Source organism: Pseudomonas brenneri (assembly GCF_007858285.1).
GTDB lineage: Bacteria > Pseudomonadota > Gammaproteobacteria > Pseudomonadales > Pseudomonadaceae > Aquipseudomonas > Aquipseudomonas brenneri.
In genome coordinates this window covers 1-18,886 of record NZ_VFIL01000007.1, presented here as the reverse complement: position 1 = coordinate 18,886, position 18,886 = coordinate 1, and the positions used below count along the sequence as shown (strand labels likewise).

At 58.5% G+C, this 18,886-nt stretch carries 20 protein-coding genes, 1 tRNA gene and 1 pseudogene; 13 read left to right on the top strand and 9 right to left on the bottom strand.

The genetic code is table 11. The annotated features are described in order from the left end of the window. Positions 1–10: 10 nt before the first annotated feature. The 6 genes from FJD34_RS16390 to FJD34_RS28640 form a co-directional block, all read right to left on the bottom strand. Positions 11–1,033, bottom strand: a complete 1,023-nt coding sequence (locus FJD34_RS16390) for an ABC transporter permease (protein ID WP_032861432.1) — start codon at positions 1,031–1,033, stop codon at positions 11–13. Further along, positions 1,033–2,094: a microcin C ABC transporter permease YejB gene (locus FJD34_RS16385; protein ID WP_032861431.1), complete on the bottom strand. Its 1,062-nt coding sequence runs from the start codon at positions 2,092–2,094 to the stop codon at positions 1,033–1,035. Before FJD34_RS16385 ends, FJD34_RS16390 begins: the two co-directional genes overlap by 1 nt. After that, a complete protein-coding gene (locus FJD34_RS16380; protein WP_090291288.1) occupies positions 2,094–3,953 on the bottom strand; it encodes an extracellular solute-binding protein in 1,860 nt (619 codons plus the stop codon). Before FJD34_RS16380 ends, FJD34_RS16385 begins: the two co-directional genes overlap by 1 nt. A 135-nt stretch (positions 3,954–4,088) precedes the next feature. After that, positions 4,089–4,370: a peptidylprolyl isomerase gene (locus tag FJD34_RS16375; RefSeq protein WP_032861429.1), complete on the bottom strand. Its 282-nt coding sequence runs from the start codon at positions 4,368–4,370 to the stop codon at positions 4,089–4,091. Between the two features lie 129 nt (positions 4,371–4,499). Then, positions 4,500–5,570 (bottom strand): 3-deoxy-7-phosphoheptulonate synthase, encoded by a 1,071-nt coding sequence (locus FJD34_RS16370; protein ID WP_032861428.1) that lies wholly within the window; start codon positions 5,568–5,570, stop codon positions 4,500–4,502. A gap of 339 nt (positions 5,571–5,909) precedes the next feature. Continuing rightward, entirely contained in the window at positions 5,910–6,044 is a 135-nt protein-coding gene (locus tag FJD34_RS28640; protein WP_262975311.1) for a hypothetical protein, read from the bottom strand. A gap of 147 nt (positions 6,045–6,191) precedes the next feature. Between FJD34_RS28640 and FJD34_RS16365 the strand changes: the two genes are divergently transcribed. From FJD34_RS16365 to FJD34_RS16335, 7 genes are all read left to right on the top strand, one after another. Further along, positions 6,192–6,941 carry a carbon-nitrogen hydrolase family protein gene (locus FJD34_RS16365; RefSeq protein WP_032861427.1) on the top strand — a complete coding sequence of 250 codons (750 nt, stop codon included), beginning with the start codon at positions 6,192–6,194 and terminating at the stop codon, positions 6,939–6,941. 19 nt (positions 6,942–6,960) lie between these two features. After that, positions 6,961–7,401: a GNAT family N-acetyltransferase gene (locus FJD34_RS16360; RefSeq protein WP_032861426.1), complete on the top strand. Its 441-nt coding sequence runs from the start codon at positions 6,961–6,963 to the stop codon at positions 7,399–7,401. 219 nt (positions 7,402–7,620) lie between these two features. After that, the gene (gacA, locus tag FJD34_RS16355) at positions 7,621–8,262 is read left to right on the top strand and encodes a response regulator transcription factor GacA (RefSeq protein WP_029293774.1); all 642 of its coding nucleotides are present in this window, start codon (positions 7,621–7,623) and stop codon (positions 8,260–8,262) included. A 16-nt stretch (positions 8,263–8,278) separates the two neighbouring features. Next, a complete protein-coding gene (uvrC, locus tag FJD34_RS16350) occupies positions 8,279–10,102 on the top strand; it encodes an excinuclease ABC subunit UvrC (protein WP_032861471.1) in 1,824 nt (607 codons plus the stop codon). 32 nt (positions 10,103–10,134) lie between these two features. Beyond that, positions 10,135–10,695 carry a CDP-diacylglycerol--glycerol-3-phosphate 3-phosphatidyltransferase gene (pgsA, locus tag FJD34_RS16345; protein ID WP_029293776.1) on the top strand — a complete coding sequence of 187 codons (561 nt, stop codon included), beginning with the start codon at positions 10,135–10,137 and terminating at the stop codon, positions 10,693–10,695. Between the two features lie 63 nt (positions 10,696–10,758). Beyond that, positions 10,759–10,834, top strand: a tRNA-Gly gene (locus FJD34_RS16340). Between the two features lie 225 nt (positions 10,835–11,059). Beyond that, complete coding sequence (locus tag FJD34_RS16335; protein ID WP_065944074.1) at positions 11,060–11,359, top strand: Arm DNA-binding domain-containing protein; 300 nt, start codon at positions 11,060–11,062, stop codon at positions 11,357–11,359. 207 nt (positions 11,360–11,566) lie between these two features. Here FJD34_RS16335 and FJD34_RS16330 read toward each other — a convergent pair whose 3' ends face one another. After that, the gene (locus FJD34_RS16330; protein ID WP_090291287.1) at positions 11,567–11,923 is read right to left on the bottom strand and encodes a type II toxin-antitoxin system RelE/ParE family toxin; all 357 of its coding nucleotides are present in this window, start codon (positions 11,921–11,923) and stop codon (positions 11,567–11,569) included. A gap of 2 nt (positions 11,924–11,925) precedes the next feature. After that, the gene (locus FJD34_RS16325; RefSeq protein ID WP_065944072.1) at positions 11,926–12,216 is read right to left on the bottom strand and encodes a type II toxin-antitoxin system ParD family antitoxin; all 291 of its coding nucleotides are present in this window, start codon (positions 12,214–12,216) and stop codon (positions 11,926–11,928) included. Between the two features lie 99 nt (positions 12,217–12,315). On the opposite strand from FJD34_RS16325, the pseudogene FJD34_RS16320 reads away from it, so the two are divergent. From FJD34_RS16320 to FJD34_RS16295, 6 genes and pseudogenes are all read left to right on the top strand, one after another. After that, a pseudogene (locus FJD34_RS16320) lies at positions 12,316–13,106 on the top strand (tyrosine-type recombinase/integrase); the annotation flags it as partial. Positions 13,107–13,225: 119 nt separating this feature from the next. After that, positions 13,226–13,672, top strand: a complete 447-nt coding sequence (locus FJD34_RS16315; RefSeq protein ID WP_083204894.1) for an antitoxin Xre/MbcA/ParS toxin-binding domain-containing protein — start codon at positions 13,226–13,228, stop codon at positions 13,670–13,672. Beyond that, positions 13,672–14,115 (top strand): RES family NAD+ phosphorylase, encoded by a 444-nt coding sequence (locus FJD34_RS16310; protein ID WP_065944069.1) that lies wholly within the window; start codon positions 13,672–13,674, stop codon positions 14,113–14,115. Before FJD34_RS16315 ends, FJD34_RS16310 begins: the two co-directional genes overlap by 1 nt. A gap of 285 nt (positions 14,116–14,400) precedes the next feature. Beyond that, positions 14,401–15,177, top strand: coding sequence for an AraC family transcriptional regulator (locus tag FJD34_RS16305; protein WP_065942851.1), 777 nt, complete (start codon positions 14,401–14,403; stop codon positions 15,175–15,177). Between the two features lie 100 nt (positions 15,178–15,277). Continuing rightward, positions 15,278–16,183, top strand: coding sequence for an aromatic amino acid exporter YddG (gene yddG, locus FJD34_RS16300; RefSeq protein ID WP_065942850.1), 906 nt, complete (start codon positions 15,278–15,280; stop codon positions 16,181–16,183). Positions 16,184–16,209: 26 nt separating this feature from the next. Next, positions 16,210–18,015: a B12-binding domain-containing radical SAM protein gene (locus FJD34_RS16295; protein ID WP_090291286.1), complete on the top strand. Its 1,806-nt coding sequence runs from the start codon at positions 16,210–16,212 to the stop codon at positions 18,013–18,015. Between the two features lie 563 nt (positions 18,016–18,578). On the opposite strand, the gene FJD34_RS28855 is transcribed toward FJD34_RS16295, so the two are convergent. Beyond that, positions 18,579–18,824 carry a BBE domain-containing protein gene (locus FJD34_RS28855; protein WP_090291284.1) on the bottom strand — a complete coding sequence of 82 codons (246 nt, stop codon included), beginning with the start codon at positions 18,822–18,824 and terminating at the stop codon, positions 18,579–18,581. Positions 18,825–18,886 lie beyond the last annotated feature (62 nt).

The window sequence follows — 18,886 nt, the reverse complement described above, 5'->3', positions numbered from 1 at the left end:
ACGGATTCACTCATGAACGTGGGTCGAAGGCATCGCGCAACGCCTCGCCGATAAATACCAGCAGCGATAGAATCAGTGCCAGGGTGAAAAATGCGGTCAATCCCAGCCATGGCGCTTGCAGGTTCTGCTTGCCCTGGGCGATCAATTCACCGAGGGACGCGCTGCCTGCGGGCATGCCGAAGCCGAGGAAATCCAGGGCGCTGAGGGTGGAAATCGCCCCGGTCAGGATAAAGGGCAGGTAGCTCAAGGTGGCGGTCATCGCGTTCGGCAAGATATGCCGGCGGATGATCTTGCCGTCACCCAGGCCCAGGGCGCGTGCGGCTTTCACGTATTCCAGGTTACGCCCACGCAGGAACTCGGCGCGCACCACATCCACCAGGGCCAGCCAGGAAAACAGCGCCATGATCCCCAGCAGCCACCAGAAGTTGGGCTCGACAAACCCCGAGAGGATGATCAGCAAGTACAGGACTGGCAGCCCCGACCAGACTTCCAGGATGCGCTGGCCGAGCAGGTCGACCCAGCCGCCGTAATAGCCTTGCAAGGCGCCGGCGGCAATGCCGATGGTGGCGCTGATGACGGTCAGGGCCAGGGCGAACAGGATCGACACCCGAGCGCCGAAGATCACCCGCGCCAGCACATCCCGGGACTGATCGTCGGTGCCCAGCCAGTTCACCGCTGAAGGCGGGCTGGGGGCAGGGCGGGTCAACTCGTAGTTGGGCGTGTCGTCGCTGAACGGGATTGGCGGGAACAGCATCCAGCCGCCGTCCTTCTTGATCAGTTGCTGCACATAGTCGCTGCGATAGTCGGCCTGGAACGGCAACTGGCCGCCGAACTGTTGTTCGGTGTAGCGCTTGAACACCGGGAAGTACAGTTCGTCCTGGTAACTGAGTACCAGCGGCTTGTCGTTGGCGATCAACTCGCCGCCCAGGGTCAGGATGAAGAGGCCGATAAACAGCCACAGCGACCACCAGCCCCGGCGGTTTTGCTTGAAACGTTCGAAGCGCCGACGGGCCACGGGAGACAGATTGAGCATCAGGCGTTTCTCGCGGCGAAGTCGATACGCGGGTCTACCAGGGTGTAGCAGAGGTCGCCGATCAGTTTTATCAAGAGGCCGAACAGGGTGAAGATAAACAGCGAGCCGAAGACCACTGGATAGTCCCGCGACACGGCGGCCTCGTAACTCATGCGGCCGAGGCCGTCGAGGGAGAAAATCACCTCGATCAGCAGTGAACCGGCAAAAAACACACTGATAAACGCCTGGGGGATTCCGGAAATCACCAGCAGCATGGCGTTGCGAAATACATGGCCGTAGAGCACGCGCCGTTCGCTCAGGCCCTTGGCGCGCGCCGTAACCACGTACTGGCGCGTGATTTCATTGAGGAACGAGTTTTTGGTGAGAATGGTCAAGGTGGCGAACCCGCCGATCACCAGGGAGGTGACGGGCAGCACCAGGTGCCAGAAGTAATCGGCGATCTTGCCGACGGTGCTCAGTTGCTCGAAGTTCTCCGACACCAGGCCGCGCACCGGGAACCAGTTCAGCGTGGTGCCGCCGGCGAAGACCACGATCAGGAACATCGCAAACAGGAACGCCGGCATGGCGTAGCCGATGACGATGGCGGTGCTGCTCCAAACATCAAAACTGCTGCCATGGCGCACCGCCTTACGGATGCCCAGGGGGATCGACACGAGGTAGGTGATCAGCGTTGCCCAGAGGCCGAGGGAAAGGGTCACCGGCAGTTTTTCCAGGATCAGGTCGGTCACCGTCGCGCCGCGAAAGAAGCTGTTGCCGAAATCCAGTTGGGCATAGCTCTTGAGCATCAGCCACAGGCGTTCATGGGCTGGCTTGTCGAAGCCGTATTGTTTTTCGATGTCCTTGATCAGTTTCGGGTCAAGGCCGCGGCTGGCCCGCGAGCCGCTGCTGACCCCGTCGCCGGACGCGCCACCTACGCTTGCGCCGCCGATGCCTTGCAGATGGGCGATGGCCTGTTCCACCGGCCCGCCGGGCGCGGCCTGGACGATGACGAAGTTGACCAGCAGGATAATCACCAGCGTCGGAATGATCAGCAGCAGGCGCCGCACGATATAGGCAAACATCAGTGCGTACCTCGGGTCTTGTCCAGCTCGGCTTTCATCTGTTCATTGGTCAAGGGTGTCGGGCTGACTTCCCACCATGACTCCAGCGCTTCGTCGTTGCTGGCCGCGATGGCCGGGCGTCCGAAGCGGTTCCACCAGGCGGCCGAGGTCCCGGGCGGGTAGTAATTGGGGATCCAGTAGTAGTTCCATTGCAGCACCCGGTCCAGGGCATGGGCGTAGCTGAGCATCTGCGCCTGGGTGGTGGCGCGCACCAGGCCGGTGATCAGGGTGTCGACCGCCGGGTTCTGCAAGACGAAGTAGTTGTTGGCACCTCGGTCGAACGCGGCGGCTGAGCCAAAGTAGTTGTACAGCTCAAGACCTGGCGAGGTGGTGACGGGAAAGCCGCTGACGATCATGTCGTAGTCGCGGCTCATCAGCCGGTTGACGTACTGCGAGGAGTCGATGCGCCGGATGTTCAGGGTGATGCCGATCTGCGCCAGGTTGCGCTTATAAGGCAATAGCAGGCGTTCAAGGCCGTTTTGCACATTGAGGAAAGTGAACTCCAGCGGCTCGCCGGCGGCATTCACCAGTTTGTCGCCCTTGGGCGTCCAGCCTGCTTCTTCCAGCAGGGCCAGGGCTTGCAACTGCTTGTCGCGGATCATCCCGCTGCCGTCGGTGGTTGGCGCCTTGAACACCTGGGTGAAGACTTCGTCGGGGATTTGCCCGCGCAAGGGTTCGATAATCGCCAGCTCCTGGGCGTCGGGCAGTTGCGTGGCAGCCAGCGGGCTGTTGGAAAAGTAGCTTTGCTGGCGGATGTACAGGTTGCGCATCATCTGCCGGTTGGCCCACTCGAAATCCCAGAGCATGGCCAGGGCCTGGCGTACGCGGCGGTCCTGGAACATCGGTTTTTGCAGGTTGAACACGTAGCCTTGGGACGATTGCGGCGCGTCCTTGGCCAGGTGCGCGCGTTGCAGGCGGCCATCATCCAGGGCCGGGCCGTTGTAGCCGATGGAGTAGCCGGTGGCGGAAAATTCACGGTTGAAGTCGTAGGCGCCGCCTCGCAGGACCTGGCGGGCGACTTCGGTATCGCCGAAGTACTCCAGGCTCAGGCGGTCGAAGTTGTACAGGCCGCGGTTGACGGGCAAGTCCTTGCCCCACCAGTCGGGGTCGCGCTGGAAGGTGATGGTGCTGCCGGAGTTGATCTTGCTGACCTTGTACGGGCCACTGCCCAGAGGGGCTTCATAACCACCGCCGTTGGCAAAGTCGCGATCTTTCCACCAATGTTCGGGAAACACCGGCAGGGTTGCGACATCCAGGGGCAGGGTACGGTTTTCATTGCTGGAAAAGTCAAAACGCACTTGCAGGGGACCTTCCACTTCGACGTGCTTGACGTCGGCGAATAGCGTGCGAAAGCGCAGGCTGCCCTGGGTCATCAGCAGGTTGAAACTGTAGCGTACGTCTTCGGCGGTGATGGGCTTGCCGTCGGCAAACCGCGCCTTGGGGTTGAGGAAAAACCGCAGGAACAAGCCGTCCTCGGCGCGCTCCATCTTTTGCGCTACCAGGCCGTAGACCGTATAGGGCTCATCCAGCGAGCGGTAGGCCAGGGGCGAGTACACCCAACCGTCCACTTGGCTGACGCCGATGCCTTTGTCGATATAGGGCAGCACATGGTCAAAACGACCGACCTCAAGGGCCGAACGCTTCAGGCTGCCGCCCTTGGGCGCCTCGGGGTTTACATAATCGAAGTGGCTGAAGCCGGCAGGGTACTTGGCGGGTTCGCCGTAGACGGTCAGTGCGTGTTGAGGGGCCGCGAGCGATGCCGTGCTCGCCAGCAGCAGGGCCAGGGTAGAGCCAACTAACGTGAGGAAGTCCAGTCGCATTATCAGCCTTGAGCGCCGGGTGAAGAAGGAAGGGGACTTGTACCCTAACCGCGCGCGGGTCGCCAGTCACCCCGCCGGGGCACAAACACAACGGCCCACCAAAAGGCGGGCCGTTGTGGTTTGCTAAGACGCTGATCAGTCCTGGCGGCTGGTCACTTCCAGCAGGTGGTAACCGAACTGGGTTTTCACCGGACCTTGCACGGTGTTGACCGGGGCGCTGAATACGACAGTGTCGAATTCCTTGACCATCTGGCCTGGGCCGAACGAACCCAGGTTGCCGCCATCACGGCTCGATGGGCAGCTGGAGTTGGCTTTGGCGATTTCTGCGAAATCAGCGCCGCCTTCGATCTGGGCTTTGAGTTCGTTGCACTTGTCTTCGGTGGCAACCAGGATGTGGCGGGCGGTGGCTTTGGCCATGGTGGGTAACTCCTTGAATAAAAAAGGTGAGCCTACCGGATTCAGGCGGTTATTTCCCGGCAAAGTTCCACTGATTTGCGTCGGTACCTGATGTAAAGCCATCGCCGGCTTGCCGGCGATAGCGGTAGCTCAGGCGTGGTCGCGCAGGCGTTGTGCCGCTTCACGCAACAACTGCTCGGTGCCGTCCCAACCCAGGCAACCGTCGGTCACCGAAACCCCGTAGCGCATCGACGGGCTGAGCGGCTGGCAGCCTTCGAACAGATGACTTTCCAGCATCATGCCGATCAGCGAGGTGTCGCCTTGCAGGCGTTGCTCCAGCACATCATTGAAGACTGCAGGCTGGCGCATTGGGTCTTTGCCGCTGTTGGCATGGCTGCAATCGACCATGATCCGCGTGGCCACTTTGCTTTTGGCCAGGTCGGTCTTGACCTGGGCCACGCTCTGGCGGTCGTAGTTCGGACCACGGTGGCCGCCACGCAACACCAGGTGGGTGTCCGCGTTGCCTGGGGTCTGGATGATCGCCGGATGCCCCTGGCTGTCGACGCCGAAGTGGCGGTGCGGGTGGGCTGCGGAGCGCATGGCGTCACAGGCGATGGCCACGCCGCCATCGGTGCCGTTCTTGAAGCCGACAGGCATGCCCAGGCCGCTGGCCATTTCCCGATGGATCTGCGATTCGGTGGTGCGCGCGCCGATGGCGACCCAACTGAGCACGTCTTCGAAGTAACCGGCGGCCATCGGTTGCAGCAGCTCGGTGGCGACCGGCAAGCCCAGGCGCAGCATTTCGCGCATCAATTCCCGGGACAGGCTGAGGCCAGCGGCCATGTCATCGCTGCCATCCAGGTGCGGGTCGTAGGCCAGGCCTTTCCAGCCAATGGTGGTGCGCGGTTTTTCGACGTAGGCGCGGATCACCAGCAACATCTGGTCACTGACGTCATTGGCCAGTTTCTTCAGATTGCGCGCGTATTCCATGGCGGATTCAGGATCATGGATCGAGCAGGGTCCGACGATGACCAGCAATCGGCTGTCTTCGCCATTGAGGATTGCACGGATAGCCTGGCGATGAGCATTGACTTGCTCGGTCAGGAACGGGCTCAGGGGCAACTGGTGCTTGAGCTCAAGGGCGCTGGGCAAGCGCTGGGTCAGCGCTTCATTGGCGCTGGACAGGGTGGTGACGGGCAGGGCGGCGATGGAGGAGTTCATAGTTTCGGCTTCCTGGGCAAGCGGCGGGCTGTTCCCGCACGCTCTGCCCTACTGGGGTGTTCGACAATTGGCCGTATTGGCTGCGTGTGTTGGCTTGCCACCAATAGGTGACCGATCGGAGGCGGCAGGCTGTCCCGAACGGAGCTTGCTAAATCGCCAGGCGGTGCAGGTGTCGTAACGGTAATAAGTGGTGTAGTTCATGGTGTGATTCCCTTTAAGTTCGGTGTGTAGCAAAAAATGTTCAGGGCTGAAAAAACAAAACCCCCGGTCGGGGAGCCGACCGGGGGTTAGATTTCTCTGGCAGGCGACCCCTTGAGTAGTGGGCGCCGATTTCAGGTATCAGGCGCGCCAGTGGCTAAACCAATACCCAAAATAAAAGCTGACCAGTGCGCTCAAACCGTTCACGCGGGTAGCCACGACCGAACGCTGTGCGTTGGCAGTAGGGCGAGCCTGGGTGAGGGTGAGTTGCAACATGGTGTTTCTCCAAATGATGGGGTGGAGCTTAACTGAGGCACGCTGCTGGATTCAATCAGTAATTTCTATCGCGATGAGTGACTTAGCGCTATGACGCAAGTCCCGATATGCTGGATGGATACTCACACCCATTGCCAGGACGCGACCATGACCACCTTGACCCTTGCCAGTGCCCAAACCTGCTCCATCGCTGGCGACCTGGCAGCGAATATCGAGCGCCACCTGGCATTTATGGTCGCTGCTGCCGAGCACGACGTGCAATTGCTGGTGTTCCCGGAACTGTCCTTGACCGGCTATGAACCTTTCCTGGCAATGGAGTTGGCGATCGCGCCGAACGACGCGGTACTGACGCCGCTGCGGGAAATGGCGCGTGAGCTGAACATGACGGCGGTGGTCGGCATGCCCATTCGCTTGCCGTCGAGCACTGGGGTGCTGATTGGGGCGTTGGTACTGGCCGCCGATGGTTCGTTGGCGGTGTACAGCAAACAACATCTGCACTCCGGTGAAGAACTGGCATTTATGCCGGGACAGGGTGGCGAGGCGTTGGTATGGGGTGATGACCGGATCGCCCTGGCGGTTTGCGCTGACTTTTCCCACGCCAGCCATCCGCGTGATGCGGCGGCGCTCGGGGCCACAGTCTATGCGGCAGGCGTTTTGATCAGCGACGGTGGTTACGCTGCCGATAGTGCGTTGCTCCAGGGCTATGCTGGCGAACACTCGATGGTGGTGCTGATGGCCAACCATGGCGGGCCGTCCGGTGGCTGGGTATGTGCCGGACGTAGCGCGATCTGGGGCGCCGACGGCGCATTGATTGCGGCTGCGTCAGGTGTCGGCGATGCCCTGGTCATCGCGCGCAGGGAGGCAGGCAACTGGAGTGGCTGGTCAGTCGCGCTGTGATGCCATGGAGCACACTGTTATGGCATTCACGCTCAGGGCTGCATCGGATCAACACCTGGCCTTTGCGCGCAGCCTGACGCATCAGGCGATGGATCACTACTATCGACAGTACGATCTGACGTGGTCCGACAAAGGCTTCGATACCGCCTGGGCCGGGCGGGAGAACTGGTTGATCTGCCAGGGCGACAGGTTGCTGGGGTTTGTGAGCCTGAGCCGGGATGATCATGCGTTGTACATTCGCGAACTGCACATTCTTGATGCTTTGCGCTGCCAGGGCGCGGGCAGTTGGGTGTTGGAGCAGATGATCGCCAAGGCGAGGGCGGAAAGCCGGGGTTACTTGCGGTTGACCGTATTCAAGACCAATCCGGCAAAAAGACTCTATCAGCGCAAGGGCCTGAGTATTGTCGCTGAGGAGGGTTGTTTCTGGCGTATGGAGTCTGGCTGGCTGTCCGCAGGCTGAGCAGCACCTTGGCAGAGTATTCCTCTGTGGTGCCTGGAAAAACCCGGCCGGTCCTCAAGGAATCCTGACCTTTTACCCAGGAAACAACCCCGTTTGTCGCTCGGCAGGCGGTCGTAGCGTATTGAAACTCTATATATATGACGCGTTCAGCTAGGTCTGTGCCTTGGTTTTTTGCTAAGGTGTTCAGCAACCTATAAGACCATTTCGCGAGGTGTCTGCTTGATTAGGGTGCTAGTAGTCGATGACCATGATCTCGTTCGTACAGGCATTACACGAATGCTGGCTGACATCGATGGCCTGCAAGTAGTCGGCCAGGCCGAGTCGGGAGAGGAATCCCTGATCAAGGCGCGCGAGTTGAAACCCGATGTGGTTTTGATGGACGTCAAGATGCCGGGGATTGGTGGTCTTGGCGCTACCTGCAAGTTGTTGCGCAGTCATCCGGATATCAAGGTCGTCGTGGTCACTGTCTGTGAAGAAGACCCTTTTCCTACCAGGCTTCTGCAGGCCGGCGCGGCCGGTTATCTGACCAAGGGCGCGGGGCTCGCGGAAATGGTCCAGGCCATCCGCCTGGTATTCGCCGGCCAACGCTATATCAGCCCACAGATTGCCCAGCAACTGGCGATCAAGTCGTTTCAGCCTGTCAGCGACTCACCATTTGATGCCTTGTCCGAGCGCGAGATTCAGATCGCCTTGATGATTGTGGGCTGCCAGAAGGTCCAGTCGATTTCCGACAAGCTCTGCCTGTCGCCGAAAACCGTGAACACCTACCGTTATCGAATTTTCGAGAAGCTATCCATCAGCAGTGATGTTGAACTGACCTTGCTGGCGGTTCGCCACGGCATGGTGGACGCCAGCGCCTGAAATGCAAGCCACTGAAATAACAGCCGCGTTTGATCCGAGTGCATTTCTTGCAACCTGCAGTGGTCGGCCCGGCGTGTATCGCATGTTCGACAGCGAGGCGCGCCTGCTGTATGTCGGCAAGGCCAAGAACCTCAAGAAACGCCTGGCCAGCTATTTTCGCAAGACCGGCCTGGCGCCGAAGACCGCCGCCCTGGTGGGGCGGATCGCCCAGGTCGAAACCACCATCACCGCCAATGAAACCGAGGCGCTGCTGCTTGAGCAGACGCTGATCAAGGAATGGCGGCCGCCCTACAATATTCTGTTGCGTGACGATAAGTCCTACCCGTACGTGTTTCTGTCGGACGGTGACTTTCCGCGCCTGAGCATCCATCGCGGGGCGAAGAAGCAAAAGGGCAAGTATTTTGGTCCATACCCCAGCGCCGGGGCGATCCGCGAGAGCCTGAGCCTGCTGCAAAAGACGTTCTTTGTGCGCCAGTGCGAAGACAGCTTCTACAAGAACCGCACCCGCCCGTGCCTGCAATACCAGATCAAGCGCTGCAAGGCGCCCTGCGTGGGGTTGGTCGAGCCGCAGGAGTATGCCGAGGACGTGCGTCACTCGGTGATGTTCCTGGAAGGGCGCAGCAATGCCCTGGCCGACGAGTTGTCCGGTGCCATGGAGCAGGCGGCCAGTGTCCTGGACTTTGAGCGGGCCGCCGAGCTGCGCGACCAGGTGTCCTTACTGCGCCGGGTCCAGGACCAGCAAAGCATGGAAGGCGGCACCGGTGACGTGGATGTGATTGCGGCCTTCGTCAATCCTGGCGGCGCCTGTGTGCACTTGATCAGTGTGCGTGGCGGCCGGGTGCTGGGCAGCAAGAACTTCTTTCCGCAGACGGGAATCGAGGAGGAGGTGGCCGACGTCATGGCGGCGTTCCTCGGCCAGTACTACGTCAGCAGCCCCGAGCGCGACCTGCCGTCCGAACTGATCGTCAACGTGGTGCACGAAGACTTCCCTGCGTTGATCGAGGCGATCCACGCACTGCGTGGCCGTGAACTGGACATCAGTCACCGGGTGCGCGGCACGCGTGCGCGCTGGCAGCAGTTGGCGGTGACCAACGCCGAACAGGCCCTGAGTGCGCGCCTGGCCAACCGCCAGCATGTGGCCGCACGTTTTGAAGCGCTGGCTGACGTACTCAAGCTTGACGAGCCGCCGCAACGCCTGGAGTGCTACGACATCAGCCATTCCAGCGGCGAGGCGACCGTGGCGTCTTGTGTGGTCTTCGGTCCGGAAGGGCCGATCAAGTCCGATTATCGACGCTATAACATTGAAGGCGTCACCCCTGGCGACGACTATGCTGCCATGCATCAGGCCCTGACCCGACGCTTCAGCAAACTCAAGGACGGCGAGGGCAAGCTGCCGGATATCCTGCTGGTGGACGGCGGCAAGGGCCAATTGTCCATGGCCCGTGACGTACTCAACGAGTTGGCGGTGCCCGACCTGATCCTGCTCGGCGTGGCCAAGGGCGCGACGCGCAAGGCCGGTTTTGAAACGTTGTACTTGAATGATGCGGCCCATGAGTTCACCTTGAAGGGCGATTCACCGGCGTTGCACCTGATTCAGCAGATTCGCGACGAGGCTCACCGTTTCGCCATTACTGGCCACCGCGCCCGACGTGGCAAAACCCGACGCACCTCAACCCTGGAAGGGGTGGCGGGCGTAGGGCCAAAGCGGCGCCGCGAACTGTTGAAACATTTTGGTGGTTTGCAGGAATTGTCCCGTGCCAGCATTGAAGAAATAGCCAAAGCCCCCGGTATCAGTAAAAAGCTTGCTGAGTTGATTTATGCAAACCTACACAGCGAGTAGAATGCCCTCTCACCTCGTAGCCAGTTGTGCCGATGAATATCCCTAATCTGATCACCGTTCTACGCGTCCTGCTCATTCCGATTTTCATTTTGCTGTTTTACCTGCCCTATGAATGGAGCTACATGGCCTCCAGTTCGGTCTTTGCCTTCGCGGCCGCGACCGACTGGCTGGATGGCTACCTGGCACGACGCCTGGAGCAGAGCACGCCGTTTGGCGCGTTCCTCGACCCTGTGGCCGACAAGCTGATGGTCGCCGTAGCCCTGGTGCTGCTCGTCCAGGAACACGGCAACCTGTGGCTGACCCTGCCAGCTGCCGTGATCATCGGTCGCGAGATCGTCGTCTCGGCCCTGCGTGAATGGATGGCCGAAATCGGCGCACGGGCCCACGTGGCCGTGTCCAACATGGGCAAATGGAAAACCGCCGCGCAGATGCTGGCGCTGGTCATCCTGCTGGCCAACCCGTCGAACTTCACCTTCTGGGTCCTGCTGGGCTACGCCTTGCTGCTGATCGCCGCGGGCCTGACCCTGTGGTCCATGCTGCAATACCTGCGCGCCGCCTGGCCCCATCTGCGCACGACGGTTGAAAAGAAATAAAACTTTTTTGAATCAAGGGGTTGACGTGTGTTCTGGAATCTATAGAATGCACACCACCAAGACGCGGGAATAGCTCAGTTGGTAGAGCACGACCTTGCCAAGGTCGGGGTCGCGAGTTCGAGTCTCGTTTCCCGCTCCAATTATTGTTCTACAGGCTTCTATTGAAGTTTGCAGAAACTGAAAAAAGAGGCTTCGGCCTCTTTTTTCGTTCCAGTAAGTTCCACTCGAAAGCACTACCAGCTACGTTTTTTTAGTACATTTTTTAGTACATTAATCCGGTGTTTGGTGGATCATTTTTTCGTGGGACTCGCCTCTCTGAAAACCGTACAAATCTCCTCTATTCAAACGAGACGGAGAATGTACGATGGCTCTCACCAATATGGCAGTCCGGCACGCCAAGCCACTTGCCAAGGACTACGCCCTCCCTGACTACAACGGCCTCGCCCTTTTCGTGAATACGAAAGGCATCAAGTGCTGGCACTTCCGTTTTTCCAGGGCGGGTAAGCAACCCCTTATTTCTCTCGGTGCCTATCCTGAACTTAGCTTACGAGATGCTCGTGCTTTGCGTGATGTTGCGCGGGTACTGATGGCTAGGGGCATTGATCCGCGTGTCCATCGGCAGCTGGAACGTAATGCCAGGCGCCTAGCTACGGAAAACGCCTAAGAAACGGTTGTTCAGCATTGAAAGTGGTACGCAAAGTTGAACGTCGTGTTTCTGGTCATGGGTCTCGAAAGTCCGGTCGGACCCAGAACCTCCCGCTTCAATTGGTCGCCGAGTTGGCTGACAGCCAGGGCACTCAGTTTGAGATGTCGAGGGGGCGCCTTACCTTCGCTGTTCATGGCCGGTTAAGTCTTTAGGCCAGGTCGGTGATCAGTCGTTGGGTAGGTGCAGTTGCACTTCCATGGCGTCATGAAGAAGTCGGACGACCTCGATCACGTCGTCGTTTGCCACACGATAGAACATGATATGCCGTGGGCTTTTGACCGTTCCATGGGTTTGTTTGGTCTGCTGGCGTGAATAGATGAGGTGATAGCTGCGAAGGCCCGGTGCAAGCTCATCGCGGTCGTGGCTGCTAATGCGATAAGGCGTGTCGGCAATCGCTTGCAGCGCCGCGAGGATCAGTGCCTGGTAGCGCTGGCGTGCTGGATCGCCGAACTGCGTCTGGGAGAGCCTGAGGATGTCGACAATGTCGGCGCGCGCCGCGTTGGAAATCCGATACTGCGGCATGCTCAGTGTTTCTCGCTCGCGGGGATGGTTGCCTCAAGGCTCAAGCCCTCGAGGTAGTGCTCCAGATCCCCTTTGTTCAACTGAGCAAAGCGCCCGTGCTCAAGGTCCATGAGGCCGATCGAGGTCGCCTGGCGTAGGGCCTCAATTTTGGCGGTGTCTTCGGCGACGCGTTGCTCCAATAGCCGCAAACCTTCTCGCATCACTTCGCTGGCATTTTGATAGCGGCCGGACTGCACCAGGTCATGGATGACCTGCTCCTGGTGAGGGGTGAGCACAACGTTTCGTGTCGCCATCTTTAGCTCCAGCTCTGGGCAAACAGGTTCTTTCGATCATTGGCATATTATGCCATTTTACCCGCGAACACATAGTTTGTGATTTGTATCTGACGAACTGACCAGGTCGTACCCGCACAAAAGTTTTTGCTCTCACATCGCAGCAACTTAAAGCTGCGAATCAGCGAGAACACGCTGAACAATGCATTGCATCGGATGGGCTATGCCGACCTGCTCACCGAGCATGGCATGCGCGCGACGATCTCCACCGCGCTGCACGAGATTGGTTATCCCAAAAACTGGATTGATGCGCAGCTCTCCCATGCAGATCCGGATCCAGTCAGTGCACCTACAACCACGCCAGATACATCGAACAGCGCCGCACCATGATGCAAGATTGGGCGAATCGGCTGGACCTGTGGGCGCAGGGTAAACATGAGGCCGCGAGTTCGCCGTTGACGATTCGGTTGGAGGGGACAGCTTCGCTGCCGGAGGCGGTAGGTGCGGCTAGCACTTCGTTGGTCTATGACGTGGCGGCTGCGTCGAAAAGGGTGTTGGCACCCTCTAATGCTGAGGCTGTTGCTGCCTGCCTGAGCACGTCGGAGGAGGGGGCGGTAAAGGAGGCGGAACCGGCGATTTCGGATATTCAGCGTGAGCGTCAGGCAATGCTGGCGGCGTATGAGGCTCCGACTAATTTGACGGTGCCAGAGTTTGCGCGGTTGGCGGGTAAGTCGCGGGAACAGGTGAGTCGGGAAATCAAGGCGGGGCAGTTGTTGGCGATAGGGTTGGGGAATCGTGGGTTGAGGGTGCCGGATTGGCAGCTGGATTCTGTGCGCCTGGTACAAACGCAGACGATCTTGGCCACAGCCAAAGGCCCTTGGGAAGCCTTCTGGGCCCTCTCCACGTCGTAACCAAGCACTTGATCGGGTAGCCTCAGACCGCTCGTCTTGCTGGAAGCGCTACCCGGGTTCCGCCACTTGTACGTTATCCGTCATTTGGCGTATAAATTCGATCAAATGGAGGGAATTCTATGAGTGCTGCACTTCAACCTAAAACCCCAGTGGACACAGTCTTCGGGCGAATGGCGCGTCTGCTGGATATCAAGCTCGCTTCAGAGTCAGATGCCGTGCGTATTGTGGTCAATGGTATTTCCACCCACAGCTACAAACGCGTCGCCAGCAAGTTAAAGTTATCGTCCTCACTGGTCGCGCCAGAAAGCACCATCCGACGCCGGCTGAGCAACAATGCCCGCTTCAGCGAAGCCGAGTCCGAGCGAGTGGTTCGCTTGACGCGGGTGTACGCCGAGGCGGTCGAACTGTTTGGTGGCGACGAAGGCGCAGCATTGCTGTGGCTGAATACTCCGGCCGATTACCTGCCCGGCCAACCCGCAATTTCGCCCATGCAGTTGTCGGTAATGGACTCAGGCGCACGCTTGATCGAGTCTCACATACGTCGTACCGCCCACGGCATCTTCTGATGCAGTTGTGGCGTATTTCAGCCTTTCCTGGTTTGAGCGGGCTGGGTGGTCATCACACTGATGGTCGCTGGCACACCTTGCCACGCTCCGTGATCTACGCGGCTGAACATCCTGCATTGGCGATGGTGGAAGTGCTGGCGCACATGCGCCTGAGCCTGGCAAACATTCCTTCGACGTTGCAGTTGACCCGCATCGACGTTGCTCCGGGAGCGTCGATGGGGGCTTCACCAGCGTTACCAGTTGGATGGCAGGCTAATGAGCCGACTTCGCAGGTGGTGGGTAATCGTTGGCTGGATGGCGGAGGGGAATTGCTGTTGCCAGTGCCGTCTGCGTTGATTCCGCATGCGACTAATTATTTAGTTAACGCGGCGCATCCGCAGGTTCAGACGCATTTACTCGAGACGATTGAGCCGTTCTGGTTTGATAAGCGTTATTTGCGCTAAAGAAGAGTAGGGCGGTGCTGAGATGCCCGTGGCTCGTCCTTCTGGAAGGCTGCTTTCGGCCCAGAGTGTGTAAAAACGTCAGATTGGGTTTTCTGATCTGTACGACTACGTCAAGCACGTGCTTATGCCTGTCGAAGATCGTGTCTCAGGAAGAGATGTAATTCTTGTGTTCACACGTGATCAAGTTAACCGCAGTTACCCGAACGTAATTGCTACCGTTAGCAGACTGGTTCCTGGAATTACCGTTGACGTAAGATAAGCGCCTCGGATTATGGAGAGTGATGGATGAACGCTACGCCCCCCCAACCATTCTCTCTGGCTCTGCGCTCCTATTCTGGTCAGGTCGAGCTTCACGAACACGACTTTCATCAAATAGTCCTGCCCCAGTCCGGTTGTATGGAGATTGAGGTCGATGGACGTGGCGGCAAGGTCGATGCGAGCCAGGGCGTGGTGATCGCCTCCGGGGTCCGGCATACATTCCTGGCCAATACCCATAACAGTTTCCTGGTGCTGGACGTATTGACTCAGCGTGCCGATGGACACAAAAGCACCGTACAGTTACTTGACTCTCTCGATGACAAACGCTTTTTTGCGGTCAGGCCCGATATCCGTCATTTGCTCGATTACGCAAGCAGTAATGGACCACGGTTGATCAGTTCGCCCACGATGGCTGAGTCATGGAGCCGGTTGCTGCTGGGTTCTTTATTGCAGCCAGAGGTTGCACCGAACGATCCCGGGCAGTTTATCCTCGCCAGGGCATTGGCCTACATCGAACAGCACCTGAGTACGCCCATGACAGTGCATGACATTGCCCGTAACGCTGGCACCAGCGAGCGGCGCTTGTATGCCCTGTTCGGGCGGCACCTGAAAATCACCCCGTTTACCCATATAGCGACCTTGCGCCTCAATCTGGCCATCGACCTGTTGCACCAGACCGCTCTGTCGATCACTGATATTGCGCATCGCGCCGGTTACGCCGACCAGAGTGCACTGAGCCATGCCCTGAAGAGAGCCCGCAACCTGACCCCTGCCTCGGTGCGCAAGCAAGCGCGCGACCACTAAAAGCAGCAGACTTGAACAATTTTTTAGCGGGCTCGATCAATACGTCCTCGTACAACCTATCTATTGTCCCCGTATCAGGATTATCCGCAGACGGGCTTGTATGAACACGACTAACGCATCCATCACCATCACCAAAGGCGCCGTAGGTGCCACTCTGATTGGCGTGATTGCGGTGTTCCTGTGGGCGTGCCTGGCGCTACTGACCACCTTGACCGCCGGAATCCCGGCCTTTCAGTTGCTGGCATCGAGTTTCGCCGTCGCGTTCGTGGCCAGTCTCTGCACGCTCGGCTTGCGTGGCGCTGGGGGGTTCAGCAGTTGGCGACAGCCCTGGTATGTATGGGCAACGGGGTTCGCCGGCATCTTTATCTACCACTCGTTGTATTTCTTTGCCCTGAAGACCGCACCGGCGGCTGAGGCCAGCCTGATTGCCTACCTGTGGCCGCTATTGATCGTCCTGCTCTCAGGGTTCTCTACTGGCGAGTCGCTGCGCAAGCGCCAACTGTTGGGAGCCTTGCTCGGCCTGGCGGGGACAGCCTTCATCATGCAACAGCGTGCACAGGGTGAAAGCGTCGGCATGCCGCTTATCGGTTACGCCGCAGCCTTTGCCTGCGCGTGGGTCTGGTCGATCTATTCGGTGGTCAACCGGCGTTTCAGTAATGTCCCAAGCAGTATCATCGGTGGCATTTGCGGCCTGATCGCAGTGGCTGGGCTGCTCTGCCACCTGGCTTTTGAAACCACGGTGCGGCCGGACGCCGGCCAATGGGCAGCAATCATCGCCCTGGGGCTGGGCCCAGTGGGTCTGGCCTTCTTCGCCTGGGATCACGCGACCAAACACGGAAACCTAGCGATGCTTGGCGCCTTGTCTTACCTGGCGCCGCTGTTCTCCACCCTGCTGCTTATTGCCGTGGGGCAAAGCGATGCCAAGCCGATCCTGATAATTCCCGCAGTACTGATCATCACGGGGGCTGTCATTGCCACTTCCCGGTCACGCAAGACCTCACGGTGATATCGACCAACTAAGGAGACAGGCAAATGGATTTGATCGCTTCGCAGGGAACCATGAGGATCGAAAGCAACGGGCCCAGTTTTTCGGTCGCCCCCACGCGGCCCTTGCTCAACCATCTAGGACAGCCATCGCTACTCAGTAGCCGTACTGGCATCCGCCGTCGCGCCAATGGTGAGCCGCCTCGCGTATTGCTGTTCGTGCCACCCTACACACGTCTGATTGAACCCACACCTCACGACAGCGCGTTCGCCCGCATTGGCATTGATACGTTTGAAGTGATGAAACGCGCCGGTACCCCTATTGGCCTGTTGCGCATCGCCACGGTGGCCCGTCGCGCCGGTTATGAGGTGCAAATTGTCGATGCACCTTTTGCCGGCTGGTCCCAGGAGTCCAGTCTGGTCAAGGTCGATCAGGGGCATCTGATCCGCTACGGCCTGACCGATGCGCAGATGCGCGAGATCATCGAAACCGCACAGCCCGATATTGTCGGCATTCAATGCAATTACACGGTGCAATGGGGCAATGCACGGGCGCTGGCAGAACTGGTGAAAACCATCGATCCCAATCTGGTGCTGGTAACCGGTGGCGCCCACTCCAGTGGTGACTGGAAAAACGCACTGCTGGATTCGGCCTTCGACTTTACGCTCATCAATGAAGCCGACCGTGCCTTTACGTTATTGCTTGATGCCTTGACCCACGAGGGTACGAACATTAATGCCGTGCCTGGGGTGGCCTACCGCGATAGTCATGTGCAACTGGTTCGCCCCACCCATAAATCCAGCTACCTGAGCATCGTCCCCAAGCGCCAGGATCTCGATGAGCGACTTGGCCTCATGCCATTACCGGACTTCAGCTTTCTGGACATGAGCCATTACTTGCAGCCTTATCACTCATCAGGTGCCCGGGTACGCAAGCACGGCGCCTGGGCGCAGATCTTCTCCACGATTGGCTGCAACGTGAACTGTAATTTTTGCTACATCCCGAAAATCAACGGCCCGTGGCGTGCACTCGGCCTGGACTGGTTTGATCTGCACCTGGCTGACCTGGTCAAACAGGGCGTGACCGAAGTCCTGATCGAGGACGATCACCTGATGCACGACCCGCTGTATGCCATGGAGGTCGGCCGGCTGCTGAAAAAACATGATTTGCCCTGGGTCGAGGAAGGTGGGTTGAGTCTTTTCAACCTGATACTGCTGCACCTGGGCGAACCCTTTATCGCGCAGATGGATGAGAAAGAGCGCAAAAATCCACAATTTCGCAATGTGATCGACGCTGTCAAAGGAGGGCTTACGGCAAGGGAGTTCATTCGCTCGATTGCCGAAAATGGCTGCTACAACATCTATCTCGCGGTGGAGAGCGCCAACGAAGACAGCTTGGTTAACTCCAACAAGTCTCGACTGAACGCGATTCAACACTCGACGTTCGAACTCATAGAGATTTTTACCGAGCACGGGATCCAGGTTACCGGAGGTTTCATGCTGGGCTTCGTCAACCCACCCGGCGGGCCGGGGCAAAAGGCTTTTGTAGAGAGCCTGGAACTGATCGAGCGGACCATAGACTACGCGGTCAATCTGATGGGGGCCGGTATGGCCTATGCCAATCCGTTTATTGTCACCCCGATTCCTGGGACACCGATGTGGGAATACCAGCAGCAGTTTGTGGTACGCCATTACGATAACGGCTGGTCTCATGAAAAGGCCACCATGGCGACCGATCAATGGAGCGCCGAGGACATCGAAAAGGCCCGCATGGAGTTGCTGGTTCGGGCCAATGGCGCCGACCGTGTCCGGGAGATGGTACGTCGTGGTACCTGGCCCGTGGATGTGCAATGAAGTGCCATGGCCGTCGACGGTCAGATGCAGTCGGCAGTCGTGATTGGGAGGGCTGTGTATGTTTGTTCTTGGGGGGGCTGTCACGCCACCCAAGACAATGCAGGTGGAAGTAAGCCTTCGATACATGGGCAAGAACGCAAGGTAGACGAGAGCAAGTCATACGTGAAGGTCCAGGCAGTCGTGAACCGCTTGGATCGATCCGCATACAAAAATAAAATAGTGATCGCATATGAAATGCCTGATTTGTGTTGGTGCTGCAGAACGCGTTATGTGCGACGGCCCATGGGAAGAGCGAGATTGTCCAGGTTGTGGGCATTATCGAATCTCAGACGAACTGATCCTCGCGTTGATGGATTCGGGACAGATTTTCGACATATACAAGGCCAGAGCGTTGCTAGAGAGGCGACGCACTGAGGGCATCGTACCTTGCATTCAGATTCATGAAGCGCTGTTGGTTACTTTTGAGGGGGCTGACCGGCAACAGTGGCTCTTTCACGGACATGATTGATGTCCCAACGGCGCGCACGGGTGAAACAGCGCGTGCCGCTGGGAGTATGTATTTCTTATTGTTTGTTCTTGTCTCGTGCGAGCGGGATCGACATCTGGTGCCTGAAGAGGTTTTTAGGATCTACCTGATTTTTTAACAGAATCAAGTCTTCTACCAGTCCTGAGTTTCCATAGTAAAGCTCAAGCCAGCTGTCATTCGCTGCGCCATTCACCGTGAGCATGTCCACATCCGGGTAGTTGAATCGCCCCGGGTTTCGTAGACACCTCTTTGCCTTAAACTGAGGCCAATCAGGAGGTGCCATGAGCAACCCACGTTATCCCGAAGAATTCAAAATCCAAGCGGTCAATCAAGTGACCGAAAAGA